Source organism: Cytobacillus sp. GQ23, from assembly GCF_059758675.1.
The window spans coordinates 24,752-50,176 of sequence record NZ_JCAXER010000003.1; the positions used below are offsets into that span (position 1 = coordinate 24,752).

Sequence of the window (25,425 nt, forward strand, 5' to 3'; positions counted from 1 at the left end):
AGTATTATTGCTGTGCTTTTTCCTTTTGCTCACGCTGTTCACGCAATACGGCTTTGCGGGAAAGATTTACGCGGCCTTGCTTATCGATTTCAGTAACTTTTACCAGAAGTTCGTCTCCAATTGAAAGAACATCCTCCACTTTCCCTACACGCTCTTCAGCAAGCTCAGAAATGTGGACTAATCCATCTTTACCTGAGAAGATTTCAACGAATGCACCGAATTTTTCAATCCGTTTTACCTTACCCAGATACATTTGTCCAACTTCTACTTCACGTACGATATCTTCAATAATTTTCTTCGCTTTTTGATTCATCTCTTCATTTACAGATGAAATGAATACTGTTCCATCTTGTTCAATATCAATCTTAACGCCTGTTTCTTCGATGATCTTATTGATCTGCTTTCCGCTTGGCCCAATAACATCACGAATTTTATCAGGGTTGATTGACATCATCAGAATCTTAGGAGCGTATTCAGACAGCTCTTTTCTTGGCTGTTCAATAGTGCTCAGCATTGACTCAAGAATCTGCATGCGGCCTTTCTTCGCCTGCTGCAATGCTTCCTCCAGAATCTCACGTGACAAGCCTTCAATTTTAATATCCATTTGCAGAGCTGTAACTCCCTTAGAAGTACCTGCAACTTTGAAGTCCATGTCGCCAAGGTGATCTTCCATGCCCTGAATGTCTGTTAAAATTGAATAATGTTCACCTGATTTAATCAGTCCCATTGCTATACCGGCAACTGGGGCTTTAATTGGCACACCTGCATCCATCATAGCCAAAGTACTTGCACAAATACTTGCCTGTGATGTTGAACCATTTGATTCCAGCACCTCAGATACAAGGCGAATCGTATAAGGGAAATCCTTCTCAGAAGGAATAATCGGCTCAAGAGCACGTTCTCCAAGAGCTCCATGCCCAATTTCACGGCGGCCCGGCCCTCTGATTGGCCCAGTTTCACCTACACTGAAGTTAGGGAAGTTGTAATGGTGCATAAATCTTTTTTCTTCTTCAATTCCAAGCCCGTCCAGAATCTGTACATCTCCAAGAGCTCCCAATGTACAAATGCTCAGTGCCTGAGTTTGACCGCGTGTAAATAAACCTGAACCATGTGTGCGCGGCAGAAGATTTACTTCTGAGGACAGCGGGCGGATAACATCCAAGCCGCGGCCATCCGGACGCACTTTATCTTCTGTAATTAAGCGGCGCACTTCAGCTTTAACAATTTTATCTAGGATCTGTTTGATTTGCTTCAGCTTGTCGTCATCTGCTTCTTCAGCTTCATATTTAGCTGTGATTTCTTCTTTTACTGCTTTAATGGCAGCTTCACGGGCATGTTTCTCCTGCACCTGGATAGCTTTAATCATATCCTTTTCACAGATGCCGCGAACTTCAGCCTCTAAATCCTGGTCAACCTGGTATAAAACAACCTCCATTTTTTCTTTCCCGATTTCAGAAGCAATTTCCTCCTGGAAAGCAATAAGGCGTTTAATTTCCTCATGACCAAACATAATAGCTTCAAGCATTGTTTCTTCAGGCACTTCCTCTGCACCTGCTTCAACCATGTTAATCGCATCTTTTGTACCCGCTACAACAAGGCTGATATCGCTTTTTTCAGCCTGTTCTACAGATGGATTAATGATGAATTCTCCATCGATGCGGCCTACGCTGACTCCCGCAATTGGTCCGCCAAATGGAATATCTGACACAGAAAGGGCTAATGATGATCCGAACATTGCAGCCATTTCTGATGAGCAATTTTGATCCACACTCATCACCATGCTTACAACCTGTACATCATTTCTGAAACCATCAGCGAATAATGGACGAATTGGCCTGTCAATTAAACGGCTTGCCAAAATCGCTTTTTCACTTGGACGGCCCTCTCTCTTAATAAAACCGCCAGGAATTTTTCCGACAGCATACAGTCGTTCTTCATAGTTAACTGTCAGCGGAAAGAAATCCAGATTTTTCGGTTCTTTTGATGCTGTAGCTGTACTTAAAACTACAGTATCACCATAGCGCACTAAAACTGCACCGTTAGCCTGTTTAGCCAGCTGGCCAATCTCTACGGTCAATTTGCGCCCAGCCCAATCAAGGCTGTAGACATGTTTATCTTGTCCCATAATTGTACCCCTCTCTGCATTCACTTAAGGACAGGCTTCTTTTCCGCCTGATCCGTTTAATTTTTCATTATCCTGCATATTCAACATGCATTCCTGCGATAACAGAAGCAGAAGCTAATGAGCCTTGCCTGTTAGCAGTCCAGTTTTATATAAAAGCATGAAATGCTCATTAATCATAATAAAATTAGGCATTCTATAGTATGCACAATTTTCCCGTCTGCTAAAATAGAATAAGTTATGTATGTACATGATCAGGAAGAAAATTCAAGTTTTTAAAGCTAATAAAAAAGCGGGAAAAAATCCCGCTTCTGTTGATTATCGACGTAAGCCAAGCTTATTGATTAACTCACGGTAACGTGCAACGTCTTTGTTGCGAAGGTAAGTTAATAGGTTACGGCGCTTACCAACCATTTTCAAAAGACCGCGACGTGAATGGTGGTCTTTCTTGTGAGTACGTAAATGGTCGTTCAAATTGTTGATTTCTTCAGTAAGGACAGCGATTTGAACTTCTGGAGATCCAGTGTCGCTTTCATGAGTTTTGAACTCATTGATTAGCTCATTTTTACGTTCTTTAGTGATTGCCATCCGGTTCACCTCCTAAATTTTCAATCCCCTGTTACTGAGCAAGCGTCGGTGACTCGACTTGCCAAGCAAAGGTTCATTTGGTACGTTACTTAGAATACAACTTTTTATGACAAAAAGCAAGGCTAAACCCTGTTTTTCTCAAAATATTGCTCAGTCTGCTGTTTATCCTTTTCAATCTGGGCAATCAACTCCTGAATGCCGGCAAATTTCCTTTCGCTTCTAAGGCGATTATGCCATTCAACTGTAACCTTTCTGCCATAAATATCTGAAGAGAAGTCAAAAATATGCACCTCAACAGATGGCCTGTCCCCTTTTTCCTGATTAAAAGTAGGTTTGTAGCCAACATTGCAGACACCTTCATACCAGCTGCCATCTACTTCTAGTCTTACAGCATATACGCCAGGCGGCGGGATGATACTGTCTTCAGAAACGTCCACATTCGCTGTGGGAAATCCAATTGTACGACCTCTCTTATCACCATGGATAACGATTCCGGATGTTCTATAAAATCTTCCTAAAAGGCCTGGCAGCTCAGCAGTTTTCCCTTCACGGATATATTTTCTTACTCGCGTAGAGCTGATTTTTTCGTCTTCTTTTGCCAGTTTTGCAACTACTGAATAATCAAATTGATCCCTCGAATGGAACAGCAAAGTTTCCATTGTGCCGCGTCCCATCCGTCCATAGGAATAATCAAAGCCTGCCACCACATGCTTGGCATTAAGACCAATTAGGTATTGGTCCACAAACTCCTGAGGCAGAAGATTAGCAAATTCCCGTGTAAAATTGATAATAAACAAATAATCTATACCGAGATCAGCCATTATTGCAATTTTATCCTCAAGGGGTGTAATATACTCCACATGCTGAATGCTTTTTCCCAAAACAACCGAGGGATGCGGATCGAATGTCATGACAGCACTTTTTAATCCTTTTTGTTCAGCTATTGACTTTGCTTCACGGATCACTTTCTGGTGACCCAGATGAACTCCATCAAAATATCCAAGTGCTATTGCCAATTCAGGCATTTCGTTACTATCCATTCGATGGGGATGATGTATATGAATAACTTCCATATTAATATTTCACCTTTTCTCTGGACCTATATAAATGTGCAGCTTTTAACAAGTTCCTTATTGATCATTCCTTAACACCTTTACTGGCTTCATTAACCCTGGTTTGCTGGGGTGATGCTCATAAATTGCCAGAACAAGACCCTCTTTTTCCTCTACTGCGATTGGGCCTTTAGTGTCAAGCAATTGATCTGGAATAGTTAATACAGCCCCATTTTTAACTTTCTCTGCTACTTTATCACTTATTTGAAATTTCGGCAAATGAGAAAGCGCTACTTCCATAGGCCGAAGAACTTCGGCCATTGTCCCCTTCTCAGCTCTTTCTTCTATTTCTTCAAATGTCAGGCAATCCTCAAGTGTCAGTGAGGCCGACTGGATCCTTATCAGGTCAGACATATGGGCGGGGTATCCCAACTCATATCCAATCATGACAGCAAGCGTACGGATGTATGTACCTTTGCTGCAGGCTACACGGAAACGGAAGGTAATATTCTCACCCTCGAACATCTCTCTGTCATCGAGAAGCTCGATTGAATAGATTGTGACTTTCCGGGTCGGCCGTTCCACCTCTATTCCCTGCCTTGCATATTCATAGAGGCGCTTCCCATTTACCTTTACTGCTGAATACAGGGGAGGAGTCTGTGTAATTTCCCCAGTCAGGCTTTGAAGTACTTTCATTACTTGTTTTCTGGAAATAGGTTCTGAAACATCTTTTCTCTGCACGACGTCACCTGAGGCATCTTCTGTTGTCGTAGAGTAGCCGATTGTGACTTCTCCCTCATATGACTTCCCTGCATCTGTTATATATTCAGCCACCTTTGTTGCCCTCCCAAGGCAGATAGGAAGTACTCCTGTCACATCTGGGTCCAGTGTTCCGGTATGTCCGATTTTTTTCATTCGCAAAATCTTCCGAAGCCTGAAAACACAATCATGGGATGTCATACCCTTAGGTTTAAAAAGCGGCAAAATTCCTTCCATATTATGTACCACCTTGTCTGTTTGTGTTTAGAAAAAAATGGATAGACACAATGTCTATCCATTCCATTATTCTTCTTCTTTGGAGCTTTCCTCATCTTTGGAACGGTCTTCGTCCTGAATTTGATGTAGCAATGATTCAATACGGTTGCCGTAGTCGATTGATTCATCAAACTCGAATAGAATTTCCGGTGTTTTCCGCAGCCGGATTCGCTGACCGATTTCAGATCGGATAAAGCCTTTTGCTTTAGCCAGCCCGCGAAGCGTATTTTCCCTCTGTTCCTCATCACCCAGAACGGAGATAAACACGGTTGCCTGCTGGAGATCCCCGGTAACTTGAACATCAGTGACTGTTACAAAACCAACCCGCGGGTCTTTGATTTTTCGACTGATGATTTCGCCCAGTTCTTTTTTCATCTGTTCTCCAACTCGATTTGCTCTAAGGCTCATTCTATTTCACCTCTTCTTAAAGCCACTCTAAATCTGTAATTGTCCGTTCAATTTCCGGGAACGAATCAATCAATTTCAGCGCATTTTGCAGCTCGTGCTCAGTTGAAACCTGGGTGGACGAAACGGCCACAATGGCAATTTTAGTCCGCTGCCATAGGTCCTGGTAGTCCACCTCAGATACAGAAACATTGTATCTTTGTTTCAGCCGGGTTAGAATACGCTGCAAAACAGCCCGTTTTTCTTTCAAAGAATGTGTGTCATAAATGATACATTCACAGGCAGCGAGCCCAATTATCATTAACGTTCCACTTCTTCCATAATATATGCTTCGATTACGTCGCCTTCTTTAACGTCATTGAAGTTTTTGATGGTAATACCGCACTCATAGCCTTGGGCTACTTCTTTAGCGTCATCTTTGAATCGCTTAAGAGCGTCAACTTCGCCTTCAAAAATTACAACTCCGTCGCGGATTAAACGCACGCCGCTGTCACGGGTGATTTTTCCGTCCGTAACATAAGAACCTGCAATGGTACCGATTTTGGAAACTTTGAATGTCTGGCGCACTTCAGCCTGCCCGATAATTTTCTCCTGGAACTCAGGATCAAGCATACCCTGCATCGCCAATTCAATTTCCTCGATTACTTTGTAGATGATGCGGTGCAGACGGATGTCAACATTTTCTGCATCTGCTGCACGTTTCGCGTTATTGTCAGGACGTACATTAAATCCAATCACAATAGCATTGAAAGCAGCAGCTAAAGTGATGTCAGACTCGTTAATGGCACCTACACCTGTATGAAGAATACGTACATTAACACCTTCTACATCAATTTTATGAAGAGCAGCAGTTAATGCTTCCGCTGAACCTTGAACGTCCGCTTTCACAACGATGTTTAAGTCTTTCATTTCCCCCTGTTTCATATGCTCAAACAAGTTATCCAGACTTACACGGGTTTTTTCATTTCTTTGAGCCTGCAATGCCTGCTGTGCTCGAGCTTCACCAATCTGGCGTGCTGTCTTTTCATCATCAAGAACAGCGAAGCGGTCACCTGCTTGAGGAACATCGTTAAGTCCTGTAATTTCAACTGGTGTAGATGGTCCTGCATTTTTCACACGGCGGCCAAGATCGTTAACCATTGCACGAACACGTCCAAATGTATTACCGACAACAATTGGATCTCCTACCTTCAATGTACCGTTTTGCACTAGTAGGGTTGCCACTGAACCTCGCCCTTTGTCAAGCTGTGCTTCGATAACCGTACCAACGGCATTGCGGTTAGGATTTGCTTTGTATTCTTCCACTTCACCTACAAGAAGAATCATTTCAAGCAGCTCATCAATTCCTTCGCCTTTAATAGCTGAGATAGGAACAAATATAGTGTCTCCGCCCCATGCCTCTGGAACCAGTCCATGTTCAGTCAATTCTTGCATTACACGGTCAGGATTTGCTGCTTCCTTATCCATTTTGTTTACCGCCACAATAATCGGAACTTCTGCTGCTTTTGCATGGTTGATCGCTTCAACCGTTTGCGGCATAACACCATCATCTGCTGCAACAACAAGAATTGTAATATCTGTGATACTCGCTCCACGGGCACGCATAGTCGTAAACGCTGCGTGACCTGGAGTATCAAGGAATGTAATCTTTTTGCCGTTTTCTTCAACTTGATAAGCTCCGATATGCTGTGTGATTCCACCAGCCTCACCAGCTGTTACTTTCGTGTTGCGGATGGAGTCAAGCAATGTTGTTTTACCATGGTCAACGTGTCCCATGATGGTTACAACAGATGGGCGTTCCACTAGTTCGGCATTTTCATCCTCTGCGAAGTATACTTCAAGATCGGTTGTATCAATTAATACCTCTTCTTCTACTTCTACACCATATTCCCCAGCGATCAGCTCAATGGCATCTTTGTCAAGGTCCTGGTTAATGGTTGCCATAACACCAAGCATAAATAACTTTTTAATGATTTCAGATGGCTCGCGGTGAAGCTTCTTTGCCAATTCTGCTACAGTCAGTGATTCGCTGAAAGTAATTTTTGAAGGCAGTTCCTTCACTTTTTTAGGAGCTGGAGCCACATGCGTCTGCTGCTGTCTGCCTTTGTTGTTTTTATTCTTATTGTTGTTGCGGTTATTGTTATTGTTTCTATTGTTATTGTTTCTGTTGGCATTATTTCCCCTATTATTGCCGGAGAAGTTTTTGCCGGCCTGGCTTCCCTGCCCCTGGCTTCTGTTTTCACCAGGTCTATTCTGAGGCTTACTTTTCGCAGCTGCCGAATTGCCAGCATTAGAATTTGAAGCCGGTTTTTGATTTCCCTGAGGCCTCTGCTGGTTTTGAGAGCTGCTCTGGTTTTGAGCCTGGCTGCCATTCTTGATAAAAATACCGTCAAGCTTTTGGACTGCCGCCGGCTCAATCGTAGTCATATGATTTGAAACCTCAATATTCATGTCTTTTAATTTTGTAATAACATCCTTGCTTGAAATGTTATGTTTTTTCGCATATTCATATACGCGCATTTTACTCATACTTTCACCCCCGCTAGTATTAATCGAGCAACGTTAACAGCTTTTTTGCAAATCCGGCATCTAACACTGCCACTACAACGCGGGCTTCCTTCCCTATAGCCTTGCCGAGTATTTCCCGATTTTGAATCAGCTTATAAGGAACCCCATATGATTTACATTTATCTGTAACTTTTTTTGCCGTATTTGCGGATGCATCTGCAGACAGCAAAACAAGCTTTGCTTTGCCGTTTCTAATCTCTTTAACAGCAAGCTCTTCTCCTGAAGTAATTTTCCGTGCCCGATTGGCTAAGCCAAGCAATGACATCCATTGATTTGAGTTCATTTGGATTGCCGTTTCTCCTTCTCTATTAACTCCAAGAGTTCTTCATAGATAGCATCATCTATGGAAACTTCTAAATGATTGGCTAAGATATTCTTTTTCTTTGCTAACAAAACTGCTTCCTTTTCTTTGGAAAGATAAGCCCCGCGCCCTGATTTTTTTCCGGTAGGGTCAACAGATACTTCGCCGTCTTTGGAGCGAACGATGCGAACGAGTTCTTTTTTCGGCCTCATTTCACCGGTAGCGACACATTTTCGCAAAGGAACTTTTTTACGATTGTTCACGATCATTCACCTCTTCCCTATTCTTTTTCCTCTAAAAGCTCATCATTAAATTCGAAGTCTGCATCATTTTCGTATTCTTCGTTTTCATAATCATCATTATCAAAGTTCAACAGTTTTTCATCCCTCGGATAAATTCCGGCTTCACGGGCATCTGTTTCTGATTTGATATCTATTTTCCAGCCTGTAAGCTTTGCTGCAAGCCTCGCATTCTGACCGCGTTTTCCGATTGCCAGTGAAAGCTGATAATCAGGAACTACAACAGTTGTTGCTTTGTCTTCTTCATTTACGATTACGTCAAGCACTTTTGAAGGACTTAGTGCATTTGCAACGAATACGACCGGATCTGAAGACCATTTTACAATATCAATTTTTTCGCCCTTCAGCTCATTGACTATCGCCTGTACACGTGTGCCCTTAGGACCTACACATGAACCTACCGGATCAACTTCTTCATTGTCTGAATGAACCGAAATCTTGGAACGGTCTCCTGCCTCACGTGCAACAGATTTAATTTCTACAGTTCCATCATAGATTTCAGGAACTTCAATTTCAAATAATCTCTTCAGAAGGCCAGGATGGGTTCTGCTAACAAAAATTTGTGGTCCTTTTGTAGTCTTTTCTACTTTTGTAATAAAAACTTTAATCCGGTCATGGGGCTGATAACGCTCATTTGGCATTTGTTCGTTCGCCGGAAGGATCGCTTCAATCTTTCCAAGGCTCACATAGATGAACTTAGGATCTGTACGCTGAACAATTCCCGTCATGATATCTTCTTCACGGTCGATAAATTCAGAATATATGATGCCTCTCTCCGCTTCACGGACACGCTGGGTAACAACCTGTTTCGCTGTCTGGGCAGCAATGCGGCCAAAATCCTTAGGTGTTACTTCCATTTCAACGACATCTTCCACCTGGTAGTTCGGATTGATTTTTTGAGCATCCTCAACAGAGATCTCAAGACGCGGATCAAATACTTCATCCACTACTTCTTTGCGGGCAAAGACTCTCATCGTTCCGTTCCCTAGGTTTAAATCAATGCGCACATTTTGTGCCTGGTTAAAGTTTCTGCGATAGGCTGACACCAATGCTGCTTCAATGGCTTCGATAATCACATCGCGAGAAATGCCTTTTTCTTTCTCAAGCAATGTCAGAGCATCCAAAAGTTCACTGCTCATGAGATTTATATCCCCCTTTATTTCTCTTATAAAAATAATCAACTCTAAAGCAGCAATTTGCTTTTCTGAAAGACAAGTATTGATTTTTGACATCAATACACGTACAGCTAAAAGCCGCCTATCCCCTTTAAGGTGAGACACCAGATGGGGCTCATGCCGACGCTGCCACAGGCTATGAAATTCTCAGACTGCGTTCCATTACCGGCAAGGCGCCTCCGCTTTTCTTAATAAGCAAGCCCGCAATCAGCCGGTATTAAAAAACAACGGCTAAACGGGCATTCGCTACCTTCTCATAAGGAATTTCAATATTTTTCTTCCTTGTTTTAATTTTGACTTCCACCGTAACGGTTTCGCCGTCAAATTGGGTTAACACACCTTCGAACGTTTTTTCGCCGTCAATTGGCTCGTAAGTTTTAATAAAAACATTCTTGCCGACTGCTTTTACAAAATCACTGTCTTTTTTAAGAGGGCGTTCAGCTCCCGGCGATGAAACTTCCAAGAAATAGTTGTATGGAATCGGATCTTCAGCATCAAGCTTTTCGCTTAGTCTTTCACTGACCATTCCGCATTCCTCGATATCAACACCAGTTTCTTTATCAATAAATACGCGAAGGAACCAGTCTTTCCCTTCTTTAACATATTCAATGTCGACTAATTCTAAATTAAGTTCATCCACAATAGGGGTGACCAGTTGTTCCACCGTTTCAGTCACTTTGCTCATTCATATCCCTCCTTTTTACTGAATTCTAAAGCGTGTTTTCCATTCAATCAATTAGATATTGGCTCTGCTAAACTTTAATTAACATATAGTTTTAACATAGATCCGATCTAAGGAAAAAACCGTACACAACACGAAAGAGTGGGTTGCCCCACTCTTCCTTTTGCGAGAGTTATTCTTAGTATTTCCAATAAAACTATACCATAACCAATTTTTTTATGCAAATGGAATAGCTGTCAGCAGAAGGGTTTGGACCCTTTGCTGGTCTTTTTTTTAGAATAGGGACAGCTGATTTTGTTCCGGAAGGGATTCCAGGCAGCCATGATTATCGAGATACTCGATTATCGTCTTAGATACTTTTCCGCGCTGCTGCAGGTCTTCCTTCGATAGGAATTCCCCTTCTTCTCTTGCTTTAACTATATTGAATGCTGCGTTTGTACCCAGACCCGGAATGGAATTAAACGGCGGGATCAAAGAATTGCCTTCAATGATAAACTCACTTGCACTTGAGCGGTACAAGTCCACCTTCTGGAAGTTAAAGCCCCTTTCGTTCATTTCCAATGCCAGTTCCATTACAGTTAAAAGATTCTTTTCTTTCGTTGAAGCTTCAAGTCCCTTTGCATTGATTTCTTCGATTCGAGCACGTATTGCCTGTGATCCTTTAACCATTGCATCCACGTCAAAGTCCTCTGCGCGGACTGTAAAATATGCTGCATAGTAAAGGAGCGGATGGTGCACTTTGAAGTACGCAATCCGGACAGCCATTAATACATAAGCAGCCGCATGGGCTTTGGGGAACATGTATTTAATCTTTTTACAGGAATCAATATACCATTCAGGGACCTCGTTCTTTCTCATTTCGGCTTCCATCTCATCGCTCAGGCCTTTACCCTTACGGACAGATTCCATTATTTTGAAAGCAAAAGCAGGTTCGAGGCCCTGATAAATTAAATAAACCATTATATCATCACGGCAGCCGATTACTTCGCTAAGATTACAAATGTTATTATGAATTAATTCCTGGGCATTTCCGAGCCAGACATCCGTACCATGAGAAAGGCCGGAAATCTGAACAAGTTCTGAGAAAGTGGTCGGCTTGGTATCTTCGAGCATCTGGCGGACAAATCGCGTACCAAATTCGGGAATGCCAAGCGTTCCTGTTTTACACATGATTTGGTCTTCGGTCACACCAAGTGATTCAGGCCCGCTGAAAATTTTCATTACTTCCGGATCATCTGTGGGAATAGTTTTTGGGTCAATTCCGCTCAGGTCCTGAAGCATCCTTATAACGGTCGGATCATCGTGACCCAGTATATCAAGTTTTAACAGATTATCGTGAATAGAATGGAAGTCAAAATGGGTTGTTTTCCATTCCGATGTCCTGTCATCTGCAGGGAACTGAATTGGCGAAAAGTCGTAAATATCCATGTAATCCGGCACAACAATGATACCGCCCGGATGCTGTCCGGTAGTTCGCTTTACCCCTGTACATCCGGAAGCCAGCCTGTCAATCTCCGCACCTCTTATTTGCAGATTATTATCGTTCTGATACGCTTTGACGTAGCCATAAGCCGTTTTATCGGCAACAGTACCGATTGTTCCTGCGCGATATACATAATCCTCGCCGAATAGCACCTTTGTATAGTTATGGGCTCTAGGCTGGTATTCACCAGAGAAATTCAAGTCAATATCGGGAACCTTATCCCCCTTAAAACCAAGGAACGTTTCGAACGGAATATCATGTCCATCTTTTTTATATTTAGCTCCGCAGCCAGGACAATTTTTATCAGGCAAGTCAAAGCCGGAGCCCACTGACCCATCATTGAAAAACTCAGATGTTTTGCATTCAGGGCAAACGTAATGCGGCGGCAGCGGGTTTACCTCCGTGATCTCGGTCATCGTCGCAACAAATGATGAGCCGACAGAACCACGGGAACCAACCAGATAGCCGTCATCCAATGATTTTTTTACCAGCTTATGAGAAATCAGATAGATAACCGCGAAACCATGTCCAATAATACTTTTAAGTTCTTTTTCTAAGCGTGCTTCCACGATCTCAGGAAGTGGATCACCATAAATCTTTCTTGCCATTCCGTAACTCATGCTGCGCATCTCTTCATCTGCGCCTTCGATTTTTGGCGTATACAAATCATCTTTTATCGGCTTTATTTCTTCAATCATATCAGCAATTTTGTTCGTATTCTCAACAACAATTTCCTTCGCTTTTTCTTTGCCCAGAAATGAAAAAGCGTCAAGCATTTCATTGGTAGTCCTGAAATGAACATCCGGAAGCTGATGGCGATTCAGCGGATTCGCTCCGCCCTGTGAATTAACAAGGATTTTCCGATAGATTTTATCATTTGGATTCAGGTAATGGACATTGCCTGTCGCGACTACCGGCAAGCCAAGCTTGTCCCCCAGCTTTACAATATTGCTGATGATTTCTTCCAGCGCTTTTTCATCTCTTACAAGTTCAAGCTCTAAAAGGTGTGCATAAACGGCTTTTGGATGCACTTCAAGATAATCATAGAATTGTGCTGTATCTTCTACTTCATCTGGAGATTTCTGCATCATGCCTTCAAAAACTTCCCCTTTATCACATCCGGAACCTACCAGTATTCCTTCGCGATGTTTTTGAAGAACTGACCTGGGAATCCGCGGCACTCTGTAAAAGTATTCCATATGAGAGATGGATACGAGTTTAAAAAGATTTTTCAGACCGGCTTCCGTTTGTGCCAGCAGGGTGCAATGGGCCGGCCTTGCACGCTGATAAGCATTTCCCTGACCCATATTATCATTGAATTGATCATGATATTCGATCCCTTTTCCCTCTGCGCCTTTTAGCATCTTAAGAAGCAGATAGCCTGTTGCTTCCGCATCGTATATAGCACGGTGATGCTGGGTGAGTTCTACATCGAATTTCTTGGCAAGGGTATTCAGACGGTGGTTTTTCATGTCGGGAAATAAAAAACGTGCGAGTTCAAGAGTATCTATTACAGGATTAGGCGCTTTTCCAATACCGATCTTTTTATAGCCCACATTCAAAAAGCCCATGTCGAAAGAAGCATTATGAGCTACTAAAATAGCATCTCCTGTCCATTCATGAAATTTCTTTAGAACATCTTCCACTTCCGGTGCATTTTCCACCAAATCATCTGTTATTCCAGTCAGATTAATGGTAGTTGCGGATAAAGGGTGATGAGGGTTTGCAAATGATTCAAATCGGTCAATGATTTCGCCATCATGAATTTTAACTGCTGCAAGTTCAATAATCGTATCATATACAGCTGATAAGCCGGTTGTTTCAACATCAAATACAACAAAGGTGTCATCAGCAAGCTTGCGATGCGCATCATTATATGCAATCGGCACACCATCATCTACAAGGTTTGCTTCAATTCCATACAAAATCTTAATATCATTCTTTTTCCCGGCACCATAGGCTTCAGGGAATGATTGGGCAACAGCATGGTCTGTAATGGCGACTGCTTTATGGCCCCATTTCTTCGCCTGGGAAACCAGTGCACTGACTGATGAAACTGCATCCATTTGACTCATTGGTGTATGAAGATGCAGTTCAACCCTTTTTTCGTCAGCAGGCGATGTATCCTGCCTTTGAATTGGTTTGATTTCATTAATATCGTTGCCGATCATAACCAGGTCACGGACAAAAGTATCGTTCTGAATGCTTCCTCGGACCTTTAGCCACATTCCTTTTTGAATATGCTGGTATAGAGCGGCATCCTCTTTATCACGGGAGAACATTTTTACCAGGATGGAGCTGGTATAATCCGTAATTTTAAAAGTTAATAGTGTCCGGCCGCTGCGGAGCTCTCTTGTTTCAGCAGCAAACACGTAGCCCTCAATAGCTACTCGGCGCTCTTCATCTATAATATCAATCAATTTGCGGTAATCTGCATCGTCCTTAATGGTAAGACCGATTGTTAGCGGCCCCTGTGGTGCAGTGTGATCTGCAGATTCAGCTTCCGCTTCTTTCTTCTGCATCTCGATTGCTGCCTGGAGACCACGCTCTTGATCTTCTTTGCGTTTGGCTTCCATAAATTTTTCATATTCTTCATTGGAACCATCAGCGGCTACTTCAGTGTCCACTGTTAGGGCAGGAAAGCCAAAAACTTGGAAAACATCTGAAATAATGCCGGCATATTTTTTCTTAATAGATAATCCTTCTAAATCATTACGGACTTTAATGATAAGTTTGTTGCCCTGTACAGAAGGAACCTGTTCATTCAGTAGCTTTAAAAGCGGCGGTGCCATTCCATCCATTTCTTTAATGCAGTTATGCCAGTATTCAAGTACAAGCTGTTCAGTAAAATCTTGATTTCTCACAGAGATGCTATATGAAACTTCTGCGATGTGGGAAAATGTCTTTTCAAGCTGATTTGTGAAACGGCTATATACACTGCAGGGCATTATCTTTGGAAAAGCAAAATAAAAGTGCCATTTCCGTGACTGTCTTTCGACTATGACCCTTTCGATCTGGGCATCATGAAAGTGCTGAACAAAGGCATCCTCAGTTAGCTGCATCTGCTGGAGCAAGAGCTGAAATTTAGAAGGTTCGCTCATCTTTCTCTCTCCCATCCATTAATCTTGGTTTCTATTTTTAAGTTAAATTTTATGTGCAATAAAAAACAGACGGACTTAATTATAACATATCGCTTCATGTAGTGATTGAAAAAACGGATTCCATTTTGGAACCCGTTTTTTCGTCTGACTTAGAGGATCATACACATTTTTTATGCAGTAATCCTGGATTCACTTTTTACAGGAAAAATCTCTGAATATCGTTCCAAGTGACCACCAGCATTAATAGCATTAATAGAGCAAAACCAATAAAATGGACCATTCCTTCTTTGTGACGGTCAATTGGCTTTCCTCTTACAGCCTCAACTGCAAAGAACATTAATCTTCCGCCATCAAGCGCAGGAATTGGAAGCAGGTTCATTATTCCAAGATTAATACTTAGAATTCCTGCCCATTTCATCAGATAGTAAATACCGGATTTGGCCACAGTATCTGTTGAAACATAGATACCTACCGGACCTGATAATGCATCAATTGAAAACTGGCCCGTGACAAGTTTGCCAAGCATAACAAAAATTTCTTTCGTCCAGAAATAGGTTTCCTTGGCTCCGTAGGTAATTGCCTTTAATGGAGACTTTTCCATCGGGCTATAAACACCAATTATTCCTATTTTTTCACCTTCTACATCCTGAACCTTTGGTGTAACCGAAATGGTATGCTCCTGGCCGTTTCTTTCCACTAGAAATTCCAGTTCTTCACTTGGATTCTTTCTAATGATTTCCACTACATCTGACCAGCTTGATATCTCGGCTCCATCCACACTTTGAACTACATCGCCTTCCTTAAGGCCAGCTTCATATGCTGCACCATCAGGAGTCAGCTTGCCAAGGGCAGGTTCATTTGTTGGAATCCCCTGCAATAAGGCTATTAGTACAAAAACGATAAAAGCCAAAACAAAATTCATCATTGGGCCTGCAAAAATCGCCATTGTTCGCTGACCTAAGGTCTTTGATGCAAACTGACGGTCATACGGAGCAATGAGCGTTTCGGCACCATCCTCAACCAGTACAGCTGAACGGCTAATTTTAAAGTTTTGGATTGACTCATCCTCTTCGCCCTCAACATAACCTTTTATTATTAAGTCATGCTCTGTATCAGCATCTTCAACTTCAACAATTCTTGCATCAGGATATTTATCTTTGTTGTTTAAAATAATTTTGCTGACTTCCTCATTTTTATCAAGGATTAAGCCAATGCGATAGCCGGGCTTGATTTCCACCATTTCAGGATCTTCACCGGCCATACGTACAAACCCGCCGATTGGCAGAAGACGAATTGTGTATACTGTCTCAGCTTTTTTAAAGGAAAACACCTTTGGCCCGAATCCAATTGCAAATTCCCGGCAGAGTATTCCTGCTCTTTTTGCAAATATTAAATGTCCGAGTTCATGAAAAAATACCAGTGCCCCGAAAATAATAATAAAGGCTATTACTGTACTCAAGTTTTAACCACCTTTTTTTTAGAGGTTGCTCAAATGCCGCTGGTAAGTGCATAAAGTTAGGCACTTTCGTCTAAATTGTTTTTTCGCTTGTCAATGCCGTCTGTTGCTTGCAGCGAAGGGATGCTCGCTGTAATCAGCTCAATAAATATAATTCAAATAACAGCAAACTTTGCGAAAACAGCCTAAAGTTAAATTCTGTTACACACTCTTCAGCACTTGAACACGAGCTTATAAAAGTGAGCTGACATATTTTCTCGTTTCCAAATCTGTTTCCATAATTTCATTCAGACTTGGATTTGAGATAATATCATGGCTGTCCAGTGCTCTTTCGATGAAATCTTCTATTTGCAGGAATGTTATCTTTCCATCCAGGAATGCAGCAACAGCAGCTTCATTCGCTGCATTTAATACGGCTGGCATTGAACCGCCAGCTTTTCCAGCTTCATAGGCAAATTTCAGGCAGCGAAAACGATTAAAATCCATTTCTGTAAAATGCAGCTTGCCAATCTCAGCAAGATTCAGCCGTTTTGCTGTCCGCAGCGGAAGCCTGTCAGGATATGTTAAAGCATATTGTATAGGCACTCTCATATCAGGCGTGCCTAGCTGTGCGATTACACTGCTGTCATGATATTCCACCATGGAATGGATAATGCTTTCTTTATGAAGAAGGACATCTATTTTACTGTAATCAATGGAGAAAAGCCAATGCGCTTCAATAACTTCAAGTCCCTTATTCATCATAGTGGCAGAATCGATGGTGATCTTTGCTCCCATTGACCAATTCGGATGATTAAGCGCCTCTTCAACAGTCACATTCTCCAGTTCCTTGCGGGAGCGGTCTCTGAAACTGCCTCCCGAAGCTGTTAAAATGAGCCTTTCAATATTTTTTTCTTTTTCCCCCTGGAGGGATTGAAAAATTGCAGAGTGTTCACTGTCTACAGGCAGGAGAGCTACACCATTTCGCTTTGCTGCTTCCATGACCAGATGGCCGGCCGTTACAAGCGTTTCCTTATTCGCGATGGCAATTGTTTTCTTTTCCTCAATCGCCTGCATGGTGGGGTTAAGGCCAACACTGCCTAATACAGCATTAACCAGTACCTCTGATTTTTCGTAAACAGCGACTTCCACCAAACCATCATGTCCATATGTAAATGTTATGCCGGGAAACTCCGCTTTAAGAATATCTGCAGAACTTTTTTCTGTTAGTGAGACAAGTTCTGGCTGAAAGTCAGAGATAATCTTCCTGGCAAGATCTATATTCCTGCCGGCAGACATGGCTGCCAGCTTAAATTCCTCCGGGTGCTCCTTAATTATATCGAGAGTCTGCGTACCAATAGACCCTGTAGCCCCCATCAAACTGATATGTTTCATAGTCTCCTCCTAATAAGAAAAGCGGAAGCGCCTCGCTCACCCCTGAAAAGCACAAGTCAAGCATCAGTGAAAAGCGATCTTTGCCTTTCTGGAGCAACGGCTTATGTCTTTTGAGGCGGCAGACGCTGGAGCCTAACAATTATCTAGTGTCCAAAAGGTCCTGCTCTTTAAGTTTACAGCAGGTGAAAAAAGTGCAGCAATGGCAGGACGAATAACAAACTGTCAAAACGGTCCAGAATTCCCCCATGGCCAGGCAGAATATTTCCTGAGTCTTTTACATTATAATGACGCTTTAAGGCTGATTCCACTAAATCCCCTATTTGCCCAAACACGGACAGGATGGCTGTAATTACCAAAAGCCCCAGCAGAGATTCATCAATATCTGTAAAAATAATAAATAATACTGCAACCAGAAGCGCACAGGCTACACCGCCAAGTGAACCTTCGACAGTCTTATTTGGGCTGATTTCAGGCCAAAGCTTTTTCTTTCCCATAGCTTTTCCTATAAAATAGGCACCTGAATCTGTCGCCCATATAAGGAATAATGCAAAAAAGAGATAGGTCAGACCCTGGTCTGCGAAGCGGGTCTCCATAAAGTAGTAGAAACCAATGCCAACGTATAGAGTAGACATAATCGAAAAAGCCACATCATCAAATGTAAATTTATTTTTTGTAGCTACAGTATACGTTAAGAAAAGAAGCACCCCAAAGAGAGCTACCTCAATTTTTGTATAATTCAAGTCGTCCAGGACTGACTGATATTCTTTAGGCAGAAGGAAAACCCACAGTAAAAGTAAAGAAATAATACCTGATATCGAGAATAAACTTAAATTCCTCATTTTTAATAATTCATATAGTGCAATGGATGCCAGCAAGTATGCCAGGATAATGATTGGCATGCCCCCATAGATTATGACTGGCAGGAGGATTGCACCAAAAATAATTGCTGTGATAATACGCTGCTTCATTCAATAGTTCAACACCTTTATTGTACTCCTCCAAAACGCCTTTGGCGGCTTTGGAATACTTCGATTGCTTCAAGCATTTGCTCTTCATTGAAATCCGGCCATAATACATCCGTAAACCAGAATTCTGTGTATGCAAGCTGCCAAAGCATAAAATTGCTTAGTCTGATCTCACCGCTTGTGCGAATCAGCAGATCGGGATCCTTAAGCCCGCCCGTCATTAAGTAGGATGAAAATTTTTCTTCATTTAATTCATTTTCATCCATTATACCACTTTTGCAATCATTTAAGACATGCTTGACGGCTTCGAGTATCTCGGCTCTGCTTCCATAATTAAGTGCAAAGTTCAGCACCAGGCCGGTGTTATTTTTTGTCTCTTCCATCGCTTTGGAAACTGCTTTGCGCGTATGGGCAGGCAGGTGATCGAAATAACCAATCATTTTTACTTGTACATTCTCTTCTATCAGTTCTGGAAGGAAAGTTCCCAGAAATTCTTCTGGCAGCTTCATAAGAAAGTCCACTTCCATCTTAGGCCTTTTCCAATTCTCAGTTGAGAATGCGTATAAAGTTAGGGTCTTCACCCCTATATCACTTGCAAATCTGGTGATCTTTCGGACAACCTTCATTCCTTCATGGTGGCCGGCTACTCTTGGAAGCGCCCGCTTCTTTGCCCATCGGCCATTCCCATCCATAATGATGGCAACATGCTCAGGAATTTGCAATTCTTTTATTTTTTTAACTCTCTCTCGGAGATCGGAAGAACTGTTTTGGGACTTCCATAACTTCATTTTATCAAACATAAGTCTGCTCCTTTAAAATAGGTTAATCCTCCGATAAAAGACAAAGTGTGAAACTTCAATTAGCAAGGGACTTTTCCCGCTTATTGATAGTTGTGATTCAGTCATAGTATCTTTTAGAGATTATTCTAATGGTAAAATGATTGCCTCTTTCCGCATGATAATATCATACCAAAAATAATTAAATATATCTCTATAAAAGAGTATGTTGCCAGAAGTTAATTCAGGTCAGGAAATTGCCTTCATAGCATATTTCAGCAGAGTAAACGCCTAAACGCCTGATCAGATTATGTATGCTTTCCCAAAGAGTAAAAGAACCCCCTATTGATAGAGGGTTCTAACTATAGCATCAATTAGACTGCAAGGATTTCTTTTTCTTTTTCCTTTGTCAATTCGTCAATCTGGCTGATGTGGTCATCAGTAAGTTTTTGAATATCATCAGAAAAACCGCGAAGATCATCTTCAGTGATTTCTCCATTTTTCTCAAGTTTTTTCAGGTCATCATTGGCATCGCGACGAACATTTCGGATGGCTACTTTTGCTTCTTCTGATTCTTTTTTAACCACCTTAACAAGCTCTTTACGGCGTTCTTCTGTAAGCTGTGGAATAGCAAGTCTGATTACACTTCCGTCATTTGAGGGGTTTAAGCCGATATCAGATTTCAGGATGGCCTTTTCAATTTCGCCCAAAATTGATTTGTCATAAGGAGTTATGACTAAAAGGCGTGCTTCAGGAGCAGATACCCCGGCAAGCTGGTTAACAGGTGTCGGCGCACCATAGTAATCAACAGTGATGCGATCAAGCAAAGAAGCATTGGCTTTACCTGCACGGATGCTCGCAAGCTCTCTCGTATAAGCTGAAATTGCTTTAGTCATTCTTTCTTTTGCATCTGCAATAACTTGTTTTGGCATTATTTTTTCCCCCTAACGATTGTTCCGATTGTTTCACCCATTACGGCGCGATTAATATTGCCTTTTTCCATGATTGAAAAGACTATTAATGGAATATTGTTATCCATGCATAAAGAAGATGCTGTAGAATCCATTACAGCCAATCCTTCTTTCAATACATCAAGATAGGAAAGTTCATCATATTTTTTTGCGTTTTTATCAACGCGTGGATCAGCCGAATAGACGCCATCCACATTGTTTTTCGCCATAAGAATTACTTCTGCTTCAATTTCTGCTGCTCGCAATGCTGCTGTAGTATCAGTAGAGAAGTAAGGATTTCCGGTTCCTGCAGCAAAGATTACAACCCGCTTTTTCTCAAGATGGCGGATGGCTCTTCTGCGGATGTACGGTTCAGCAACCTGTCTCATCTCAATTGAGGTTTGAACCCTTGTCTCCACTCCAAGATTCTCAAGGCTATCCTGTAATGCCAATGAGTTCATGACGGTTGCAAGCATGCCCATATAGTCGGCGTTTGCTCTGTCCATACCCATTTCTTCTCCGATCTTACCCCTCCAGATGTTTCCGCCGCCGACAACAACAGCAACTTCAACACCTAGTTCAGCCAGATCCTTAACCTGTTCAGCAATTGATTTAATCACTGAAGGATTAATTCCGAAGCCTTGCTCTCCTGCTAAAGCTTCTCCACTTAATTTCAAGACCACGCGTTTGAATTTTGGGCTGCTCATAAGAACCTCCATATGTAGTATAAAAAGCTCATGCGCTTTAAAAGCGCTATTACTGGATTTACAATTTCATCTCATTCTTGAAAAACAGGGAACACAAAGTGTTCCCTGAGTCATAGCCTGATTAATACTATTCGAAATTACTTCTTAACTTGGCTCATTACTTCTTCAGCGAAATTGTCTTCACGCTTTTCGATGCCTTCTCCAACTTCATAGCGAACGAACTCACGGATTTTTCCGCCTTTAGATTCAACGAATTTGCCAACTTTTTGATCAGGATTTTTAACAAAAGCCTGGTCGTTTACGCAAACATCTTCGAAATACTTGCCAAGGCGGCCTTCAACCATCTTAGCAACGATGTTCTCTGGCTTGCCTTCATTAAGAGCTTGCTGAGTCAATACTTGGCGCTCGCGCTCTACTTCGTCCTGTGATACTTCATCACGGGATACATATTTAGGGTTTAGGGCAGCGATATGCATTGCCACATCTTTCGCTGCATTTTCGTCGGTTGTTCCTTCAAGAACTGTTAACACACCGATGCGGCCGCCCATATGAAGGTATGCACCAAATGCATCGCTGTCAGTTTTTGTTTTGATTTCGAATCGGCGAAGAGAAAGCTTTTCTCCGATTTTAGCAATCGCACTGTTAATGTGAGATTCTAAAGTAGCGCCGTTAGCCATTGTCTGGCCAGCTGCTTCTTCTACAGAAGCCGGCTTCGCTGAAAGTATATGCTCAGCGATTTCTTTAACAAGAGTTTGGAATCCTTCGTTTTTAGCAACGAAATCTGTTTCAGAGTTTACTTCAAGGATAACTGCTTCATTTCCGTTAACCTTTACAGTAGTAAGACCTTCCGCAGCGATACGGTCGCCTTTTTTAGCAGCTTTAGCGATTCCTTTTTCACGAAGGAAGTCGATTGCTTTATCCATATCACCTTCAGTTTCCTGAAGTGCTTTTTTGCAGTCCATCATGCCTGCGCCTGTTTTTTCACGTAGTTCTTTAACCATTTGAGCAGTAATTGCCATTATGAGATCCTCCTTAATGAGTTATGTAATAATATCTTTACCATTTATTGCTGTATAGAAAACTAAACTTTGCCTTTTCTTTAAAAAAAGGTGATAAAGGGTGCTCCCTCTTATCACCTTCTTTAAATCAAGAAAAAGCAATTTAGAGCTCTAAAGCTCCAGCGCCCAAGAGCGCTTCTACTTTTCTATTAAGCAGTTGTAACTTCTTCACCTTGTTTAGCTTCAAGGATAGCATCTGCCATTTTGCCTGTTAACAATTTAACAGCACGGATAGCATCATCGTTTGCAGGGATTACAACATCAATTTCATCCGGATCACAGTTAGTATCAACGATACCAACGATAGGGATGTTTAATTTATGTGCTTCTGCAACAGCAATGCGCTCTTTGCGAGGGTCAATGATGAATAGAGCATCTGGAAGGCTCTTCATGTCTTTAATTCCGCCCAAGAATTTCTCTAAGCGCTCTTGCTCTTTCTTCAATTGAACAACTTCTTTTTTAGGAAGAACTTCGAAAGTTCCATCTTCAGACATTCTTTCAATATCCTTCAAACGAGAAATACGCTTTTGGATTGTTTCAAAGTTTGTTAAAGTACCGCCCAACCAGCGCTGGTTAACATAGTACATACCAGAACGGATAGCTTCTTCTTTAACAGAATCTTGTGCTTGTTTCTTAGTTCCTACGAAAAGGATTGTACCGCCGTTTCCAGCAAGCTCCTTAACGAAGTTGTAAGCTTCTTCTACCTTCTTAACAGTCTTTTGAAGGTCGATGATGTAGATGCCGTTACGCTCAGTGAAGATATATTTCTTCATCTTAGGGTTCCATCGGCGTGTTTGGTGTCCGAAGTGTACACCAGCTTCAAGCAATTGCTTCATTGAAATTACTGACATTTGTGTTTCCTCCTAATGGTTTTTATTTCCTCCGCCTATATCATTTTCAGCCGGCAACTGCATGTAAACAGCACCATCCGGCTAAATCCATAAGCGTGTGTATTAACACCATTTGTTAATATAGCATAAGTGCTTTTCACAATCAAGCTATTCTTGCTGATTTTGACGAAATTTAAGCAATAACTCAACTTCCGTCTTCCCTTTTCCTAGTTTTTTGGCAATATCCTCCGCGCTCATTCCCTTTTTATTCAGAATTAACACTTGATCATTTATTGATGGAGGAATCTCTTCCTTGTATGACTGGCTGCTATCTGTCGGTTTGACAGATTCAGCTTCTTCCAATAAGGATGATAAGCTTTCTTTTTCTATCAATTTTTCCTCAGGCACCCTCGAATTCTGTTTGTAGGCTTTAGTTGCCTGGTGGATGGACACTCTGGCTGCCCGCATTGTTTTCTCATCCGCTTTAGCTGTATCCTGATCCTTTTTCCTATCCATATGTACCGGAATACTTTTCTCATTTACAGAAGGATCGCTTTTTTCATTGATCTTCGAAAATTTGCTAATAAAATCATCGTTTTCTTCTTTCATTTGTATAAGGTAAGATGATATAACCTCTTCCATTTCAACAAGCACTTTTTCCTGTCTTTTCTCTGTATCCATTAATTTGTTCTGACGCATATAGAGCAGAATAATGGCTAATAAGGCCACAATATTTAATAGCATGCTTATCGCTAATAGAAAAGCTGTCATGATATCCCTCTATCCGGTGTAGTCAATAACCTTCCCTTTGTAAGGATGGTTCAGTTTGTCATTGCTGTCTTTTTTCCGGTCTTCTTTCCGATCATTTCCCTCGTTCTCTGTTTGTCCTCTGCTATCATCATTGCCAAGATTAACATTTTGTTTATTCTCCTGTTTTATCACAGTTATCCGCTGTTTTTCAGCATTTTCCTGTGTACTGTCGGCAGCTAGCCCGCTGATTGTCTGTCCTCTCTGCTGAAGCTGTTCCTGAATTTTACCCGCTTCGAACGTTCTTGGCAGTGCGACCTGCATTTCTAATGATTTCAGACTCATCCCGGATCACATCCTTAATAACGGCTCACTTCTTATTTCCCCTTTTGAACAATGGAACTTTAAAGATTTAACAGTTTTTCGAATCACTTTAGAAAACTTTCCAAAATGAATGGAAGTGTTGGGATAGAGCTGCCCATAAATAAGGATTGAAGCATTCATTTTTTCTTCCTTTTCTTTTTCCAATTCAGCCAAGTCTTCATTTATTTTGTGCAATTTATTCATCAAATGCGCTTTTGTAGCCCTTTGCTTGAGAATAATGGTTCTTTGTTCATCTGTCAGCTTTCCTGTTAGCCTTGCCATTTCTGTTAGTCTTCCTTCAATACTATCAAGCTTTTTGATTGTTTCCTGAAGCTGCGCTGTTTCATTTAATAGATTCATTTCAGCGCTATCCAAATGGGAGTCCATGCCGGCAAATAGCTCTGTCTTAGTAAATAAGTGATTGCCCAGTTCTTTTATCTCAATGTCAGAACCTGCCTGAAGCTTGCCTCCAATGACCAATGCGCCGCTGCACCTGATGGCTCCGCCAGCCTGAACATGGCTGTGCAGGATTGATTTTTGTATTATAACGTCCTGTTCTGCCTTCACATTTGCCTGATTTAGATAGGCTGCCTGAACAGACCCCCCTGATATAACTGAACCTTTATGACTGCCGGAATTTCCGCCAGTAATAAGCACGTTATTATCTGCCTGCAGAAATGAGCCTTCAACCAGACCGGCAACAATGATATCGCCCCCTGCCTTAATCTCATATCCTGCAGGAACATTCCCACGAATCACAACATTCCCGACAAAATCTATATTCCCAGTCTTCAGGTCAAGGTCCCCATTAACCTCAAACACCGGATTCACAGAAATGCTGTTCTTGGTGAAACTGACCTGGCCATCTAATAGCGAATAGTATTTGCCTCCATTTACAAATACATTTTTCCCTGCCCTTACCCTTAATGGCTTACCATTCTTTCCGGGTATCACCTTGCCAAAAATGTTTTTTCCGGAAGTTCCAGGAGTAGCAGGAATAACAGATGCAAGAAGCTGTCCCTGCGTAACAGAAGGAATCTGGAGAACATCTCTAAAATTAAATCCTTTTCTCCCTGTTCTCGGGTCAAAAGAGACTTCATTTAAGAGATATGCATCACCGCCATGGTCTGCAGGGATTCCCTTTGCTATTAGTGTGGGGTATTCCACTGAGAGCGGATCTTTGCAGATTCTCTGGATTATTTCTTCGCTCACACCAAAAGTGATTTTTTCGTCAGCAAGCAGTTTATGCAAGTCTTCAGGCTGGACGGCGCCATCCAATTCATCAAAATCTAACGGCTGTATCAATGCGGTTAAACCGCTGGCATCAACTAAAAGTTGAAAATGGTTTTCCATGCTGATTCCTTCCTTTGCAGAAAGTAATGGCAAAA

General features: G+C 41.8%; 23 protein-coding genes. All 23 read right to left on the reverse strand.

The window, feature by feature from the left end; genetic code table 11:
* Positions 1-4: 4 nt before the first annotated feature.
* Positions 5-2,125 (reverse strand): polyribonucleotide nucleotidyltransferase, encoded by a 2,121-nt coding sequence (pnp, locus tag AC6CHU_RS03070; RefSeq protein ID WP_159862706.1) that lies wholly within the window; start codon positions 2,123-2,125, stop codon positions 5-7.
* A gap of 315 nt (positions 2,126-2,440) precedes the next feature.
* Positions 2,441-2,710 carry a 30S ribosomal protein S15 gene (rpsO, locus tag AC6CHU_RS03075; RefSeq protein WP_009330698.1) on the reverse strand — a complete coding sequence of 90 codons (270 nt, stop codon included), beginning with the start codon at positions 2,708-2,710 and terminating at the stop codon, positions 2,441-2,443.
* Between the two features lie 122 nt (positions 2,711-2,832).
* Entirely contained in the window at positions 2,833-3,783 is a 951-nt protein-coding gene (ribF, locus tag AC6CHU_RS03080; protein WP_159862705.1) for a bifunctional riboflavin kinase/FAD synthetase, read from the reverse strand.
* 57 nt (positions 3,784-3,840) lie between these two features.
* Entirely contained in the window at positions 3,841-4,758 is a 918-nt protein-coding gene (gene truB / locus AC6CHU_RS03085; protein WP_251282837.1) for a tRNA pseudouridine(55) synthase TruB, read from the reverse strand.
* Positions 4,759-4,824: 66 nt separating this feature from the next.
* Complete coding sequence (rbfA, locus tag AC6CHU_RS03090) at positions 4,825-5,205, reverse strand: 30S ribosome-binding factor RbfA (protein WP_159862703.1); 381 nt, start codon at positions 5,203-5,205, stop codon at positions 4,825-4,827.
* 16 nt (positions 5,206-5,221) lie between these two features.
* Positions 5,222-5,503, reverse strand: a complete 282-nt coding sequence (locus tag AC6CHU_RS03095) for a DUF503 domain-containing protein (protein WP_061791030.1) — start codon at positions 5,501-5,503, stop codon at positions 5,222-5,224.
* Positions 5,503-7,731 carry a translation initiation factor IF-2 gene (gene infB, locus AC6CHU_RS03100; protein ID WP_159862702.1) on the reverse strand — a complete coding sequence of 743 codons (2,229 nt, stop codon included), beginning with the start codon at positions 7,729-7,731 and terminating at the stop codon, positions 5,503-5,505. The genes AC6CHU_RS03095 and infB overlap by 1 nt, the downstream gene beginning before the upstream one ends.
* A 19-nt stretch (positions 7,732-7,750) precedes the next feature.
* On the reverse strand, positions 7,751-8,053 hold the full coding sequence (locus AC6CHU_RS03105) for a YlxQ family RNA-binding protein (RefSeq protein ID WP_159862701.1): 303 nt from the start codon (positions 8,051-8,053) through the stop codon (positions 7,751-7,753).
* Complete coding sequence (rnpM, locus tag AC6CHU_RS03110) at positions 8,050-8,334, reverse strand: RNase P modulator RnpM (protein WP_159862700.1); 285 nt, start codon at positions 8,332-8,334, stop codon at positions 8,050-8,052. The genes AC6CHU_RS03105 and rnpM overlap by 4 nt, the downstream gene beginning before the upstream one ends.
* Before the next feature lie 17 nt (positions 8,335-8,351).
* On the reverse strand, positions 8,352-9,509 hold the full coding sequence (nusA, locus tag AC6CHU_RS03115) for a transcription termination factor NusA (RefSeq protein ID WP_159862699.1): 1,158 nt from the start codon (positions 9,507-9,509) through the stop codon (positions 8,352-8,354).
* A gap of 253 nt (positions 9,510-9,762) precedes the next feature.
* The gene (gene rimP / locus AC6CHU_RS03120; RefSeq protein WP_159862698.1) at positions 9,763-10,230 is read right to left on the reverse strand and encodes a ribosome maturation factor RimP; all 468 of its coding nucleotides are present in this window, start codon (positions 10,228-10,230) and stop codon (positions 9,763-9,765) included.
* A 270-nt stretch (positions 10,231-10,500) separates the two neighbouring features.
* Positions 10,501-14,811, reverse strand: a complete 4,311-nt coding sequence (locus AC6CHU_RS03125; protein WP_251282836.1) for a PolC-type DNA polymerase III — start codon at positions 14,809-14,811, stop codon at positions 10,501-10,503.
* Positions 14,812-15,007: 196 nt separating this feature from the next.
* Positions 15,008-16,270, reverse strand: a complete 1,263-nt coding sequence (gene rseP / locus AC6CHU_RS03130) for an RIP metalloprotease RseP (protein ID WP_251282835.1) — start codon at positions 16,268-16,270, stop codon at positions 15,008-15,010.
* A gap of 228 nt (positions 16,271-16,498) precedes the next feature.
* Positions 16,499-17,641 carry a 1-deoxy-D-xylulose-5-phosphate reductoisomerase gene (locus AC6CHU_RS03135; RefSeq protein ID WP_251282834.1) on the reverse strand — a complete coding sequence of 381 codons (1,143 nt, stop codon included), beginning with the start codon at positions 17,639-17,641 and terminating at the stop codon, positions 16,499-16,501.
* A gap of 173 nt (positions 17,642-17,814) precedes the next feature.
* Positions 17,815-18,609 carry a phosphatidate cytidylyltransferase gene (locus AC6CHU_RS03140; protein ID WP_251282833.1) on the reverse strand — a complete coding sequence of 265 codons (795 nt, stop codon included), beginning with the start codon at positions 18,607-18,609 and terminating at the stop codon, positions 17,815-17,817.
* 17 nt (positions 18,610-18,626) lie between these two features.
* Complete coding sequence (gene uppS, locus AC6CHU_RS03145) at positions 18,627-19,406, reverse strand: undecaprenyl pyrophosphate synthase (protein ID WP_159862693.1); 780 nt, start codon at positions 19,404-19,406, stop codon at positions 18,627-18,629.
* Between the two features lie 350 nt (positions 19,407-19,756).
* The gene (gene frr, locus AC6CHU_RS03150; RefSeq protein ID WP_159862692.1) at positions 19,757-20,314 is read right to left on the reverse strand and encodes a ribosome recycling factor; all 558 of its coding nucleotides are present in this window, start codon (positions 20,312-20,314) and stop codon (positions 19,757-19,759) included.
* On the reverse strand, positions 20,314-21,039 hold the full coding sequence (pyrH, locus tag AC6CHU_RS03155) for a UMP kinase (RefSeq protein ID WP_159862691.1): 726 nt from the start codon (positions 21,037-21,039) through the stop codon (positions 20,314-20,316). The genes frr and pyrH overlap by 1 nt, the downstream gene beginning before the upstream one ends.
* 137 nt (positions 21,040-21,176) lie before the next feature.
* Positions 21,177-22,058 carry a translation elongation factor Ts gene (gene tsf / locus AC6CHU_RS03160; protein WP_159862690.1) on the reverse strand — a complete coding sequence of 294 codons (882 nt, stop codon included), beginning with the start codon at positions 22,056-22,058 and terminating at the stop codon, positions 21,177-21,179.
* A gap of 188 nt (positions 22,059-22,246) precedes the next feature.
* Positions 22,247-22,948, reverse strand: coding sequence for a 30S ribosomal protein S2 (rpsB, locus tag AC6CHU_RS03165; RefSeq protein ID WP_061791040.1), 702 nt, complete (start codon positions 22,946-22,948; stop codon positions 22,247-22,249).
* A gap of 147 nt (positions 22,949-23,095) precedes the next feature.
* Positions 23,096-23,698, reverse strand: a complete 603-nt coding sequence (locus tag AC6CHU_RS03170; protein WP_159862689.1) for a DUF6115 domain-containing protein — start codon at positions 23,696-23,698, stop codon at positions 23,096-23,098.
* A 9-nt stretch (positions 23,699-23,707) separates the two neighbouring features.
* Positions 23,708-24,019 carry a hypothetical protein gene (locus AC6CHU_RS03175; protein ID WP_251282832.1) on the reverse strand — a complete coding sequence of 104 codons (312 nt, stop codon included), beginning with the start codon at positions 24,017-24,019 and terminating at the stop codon, positions 23,708-23,710.
* Positions 24,020-24,025: 6 nt separating this feature from the next.
* A complete protein-coding gene (locus AC6CHU_RS03180) occupies positions 24,026-25,423 on the reverse strand; it encodes a flagellar assembly protein A (RefSeq protein WP_251282831.1) in 1,398 nt (465 codons plus the stop codon).
* Positions 25,424-25,425: the final 2 nt, after the last annotated feature.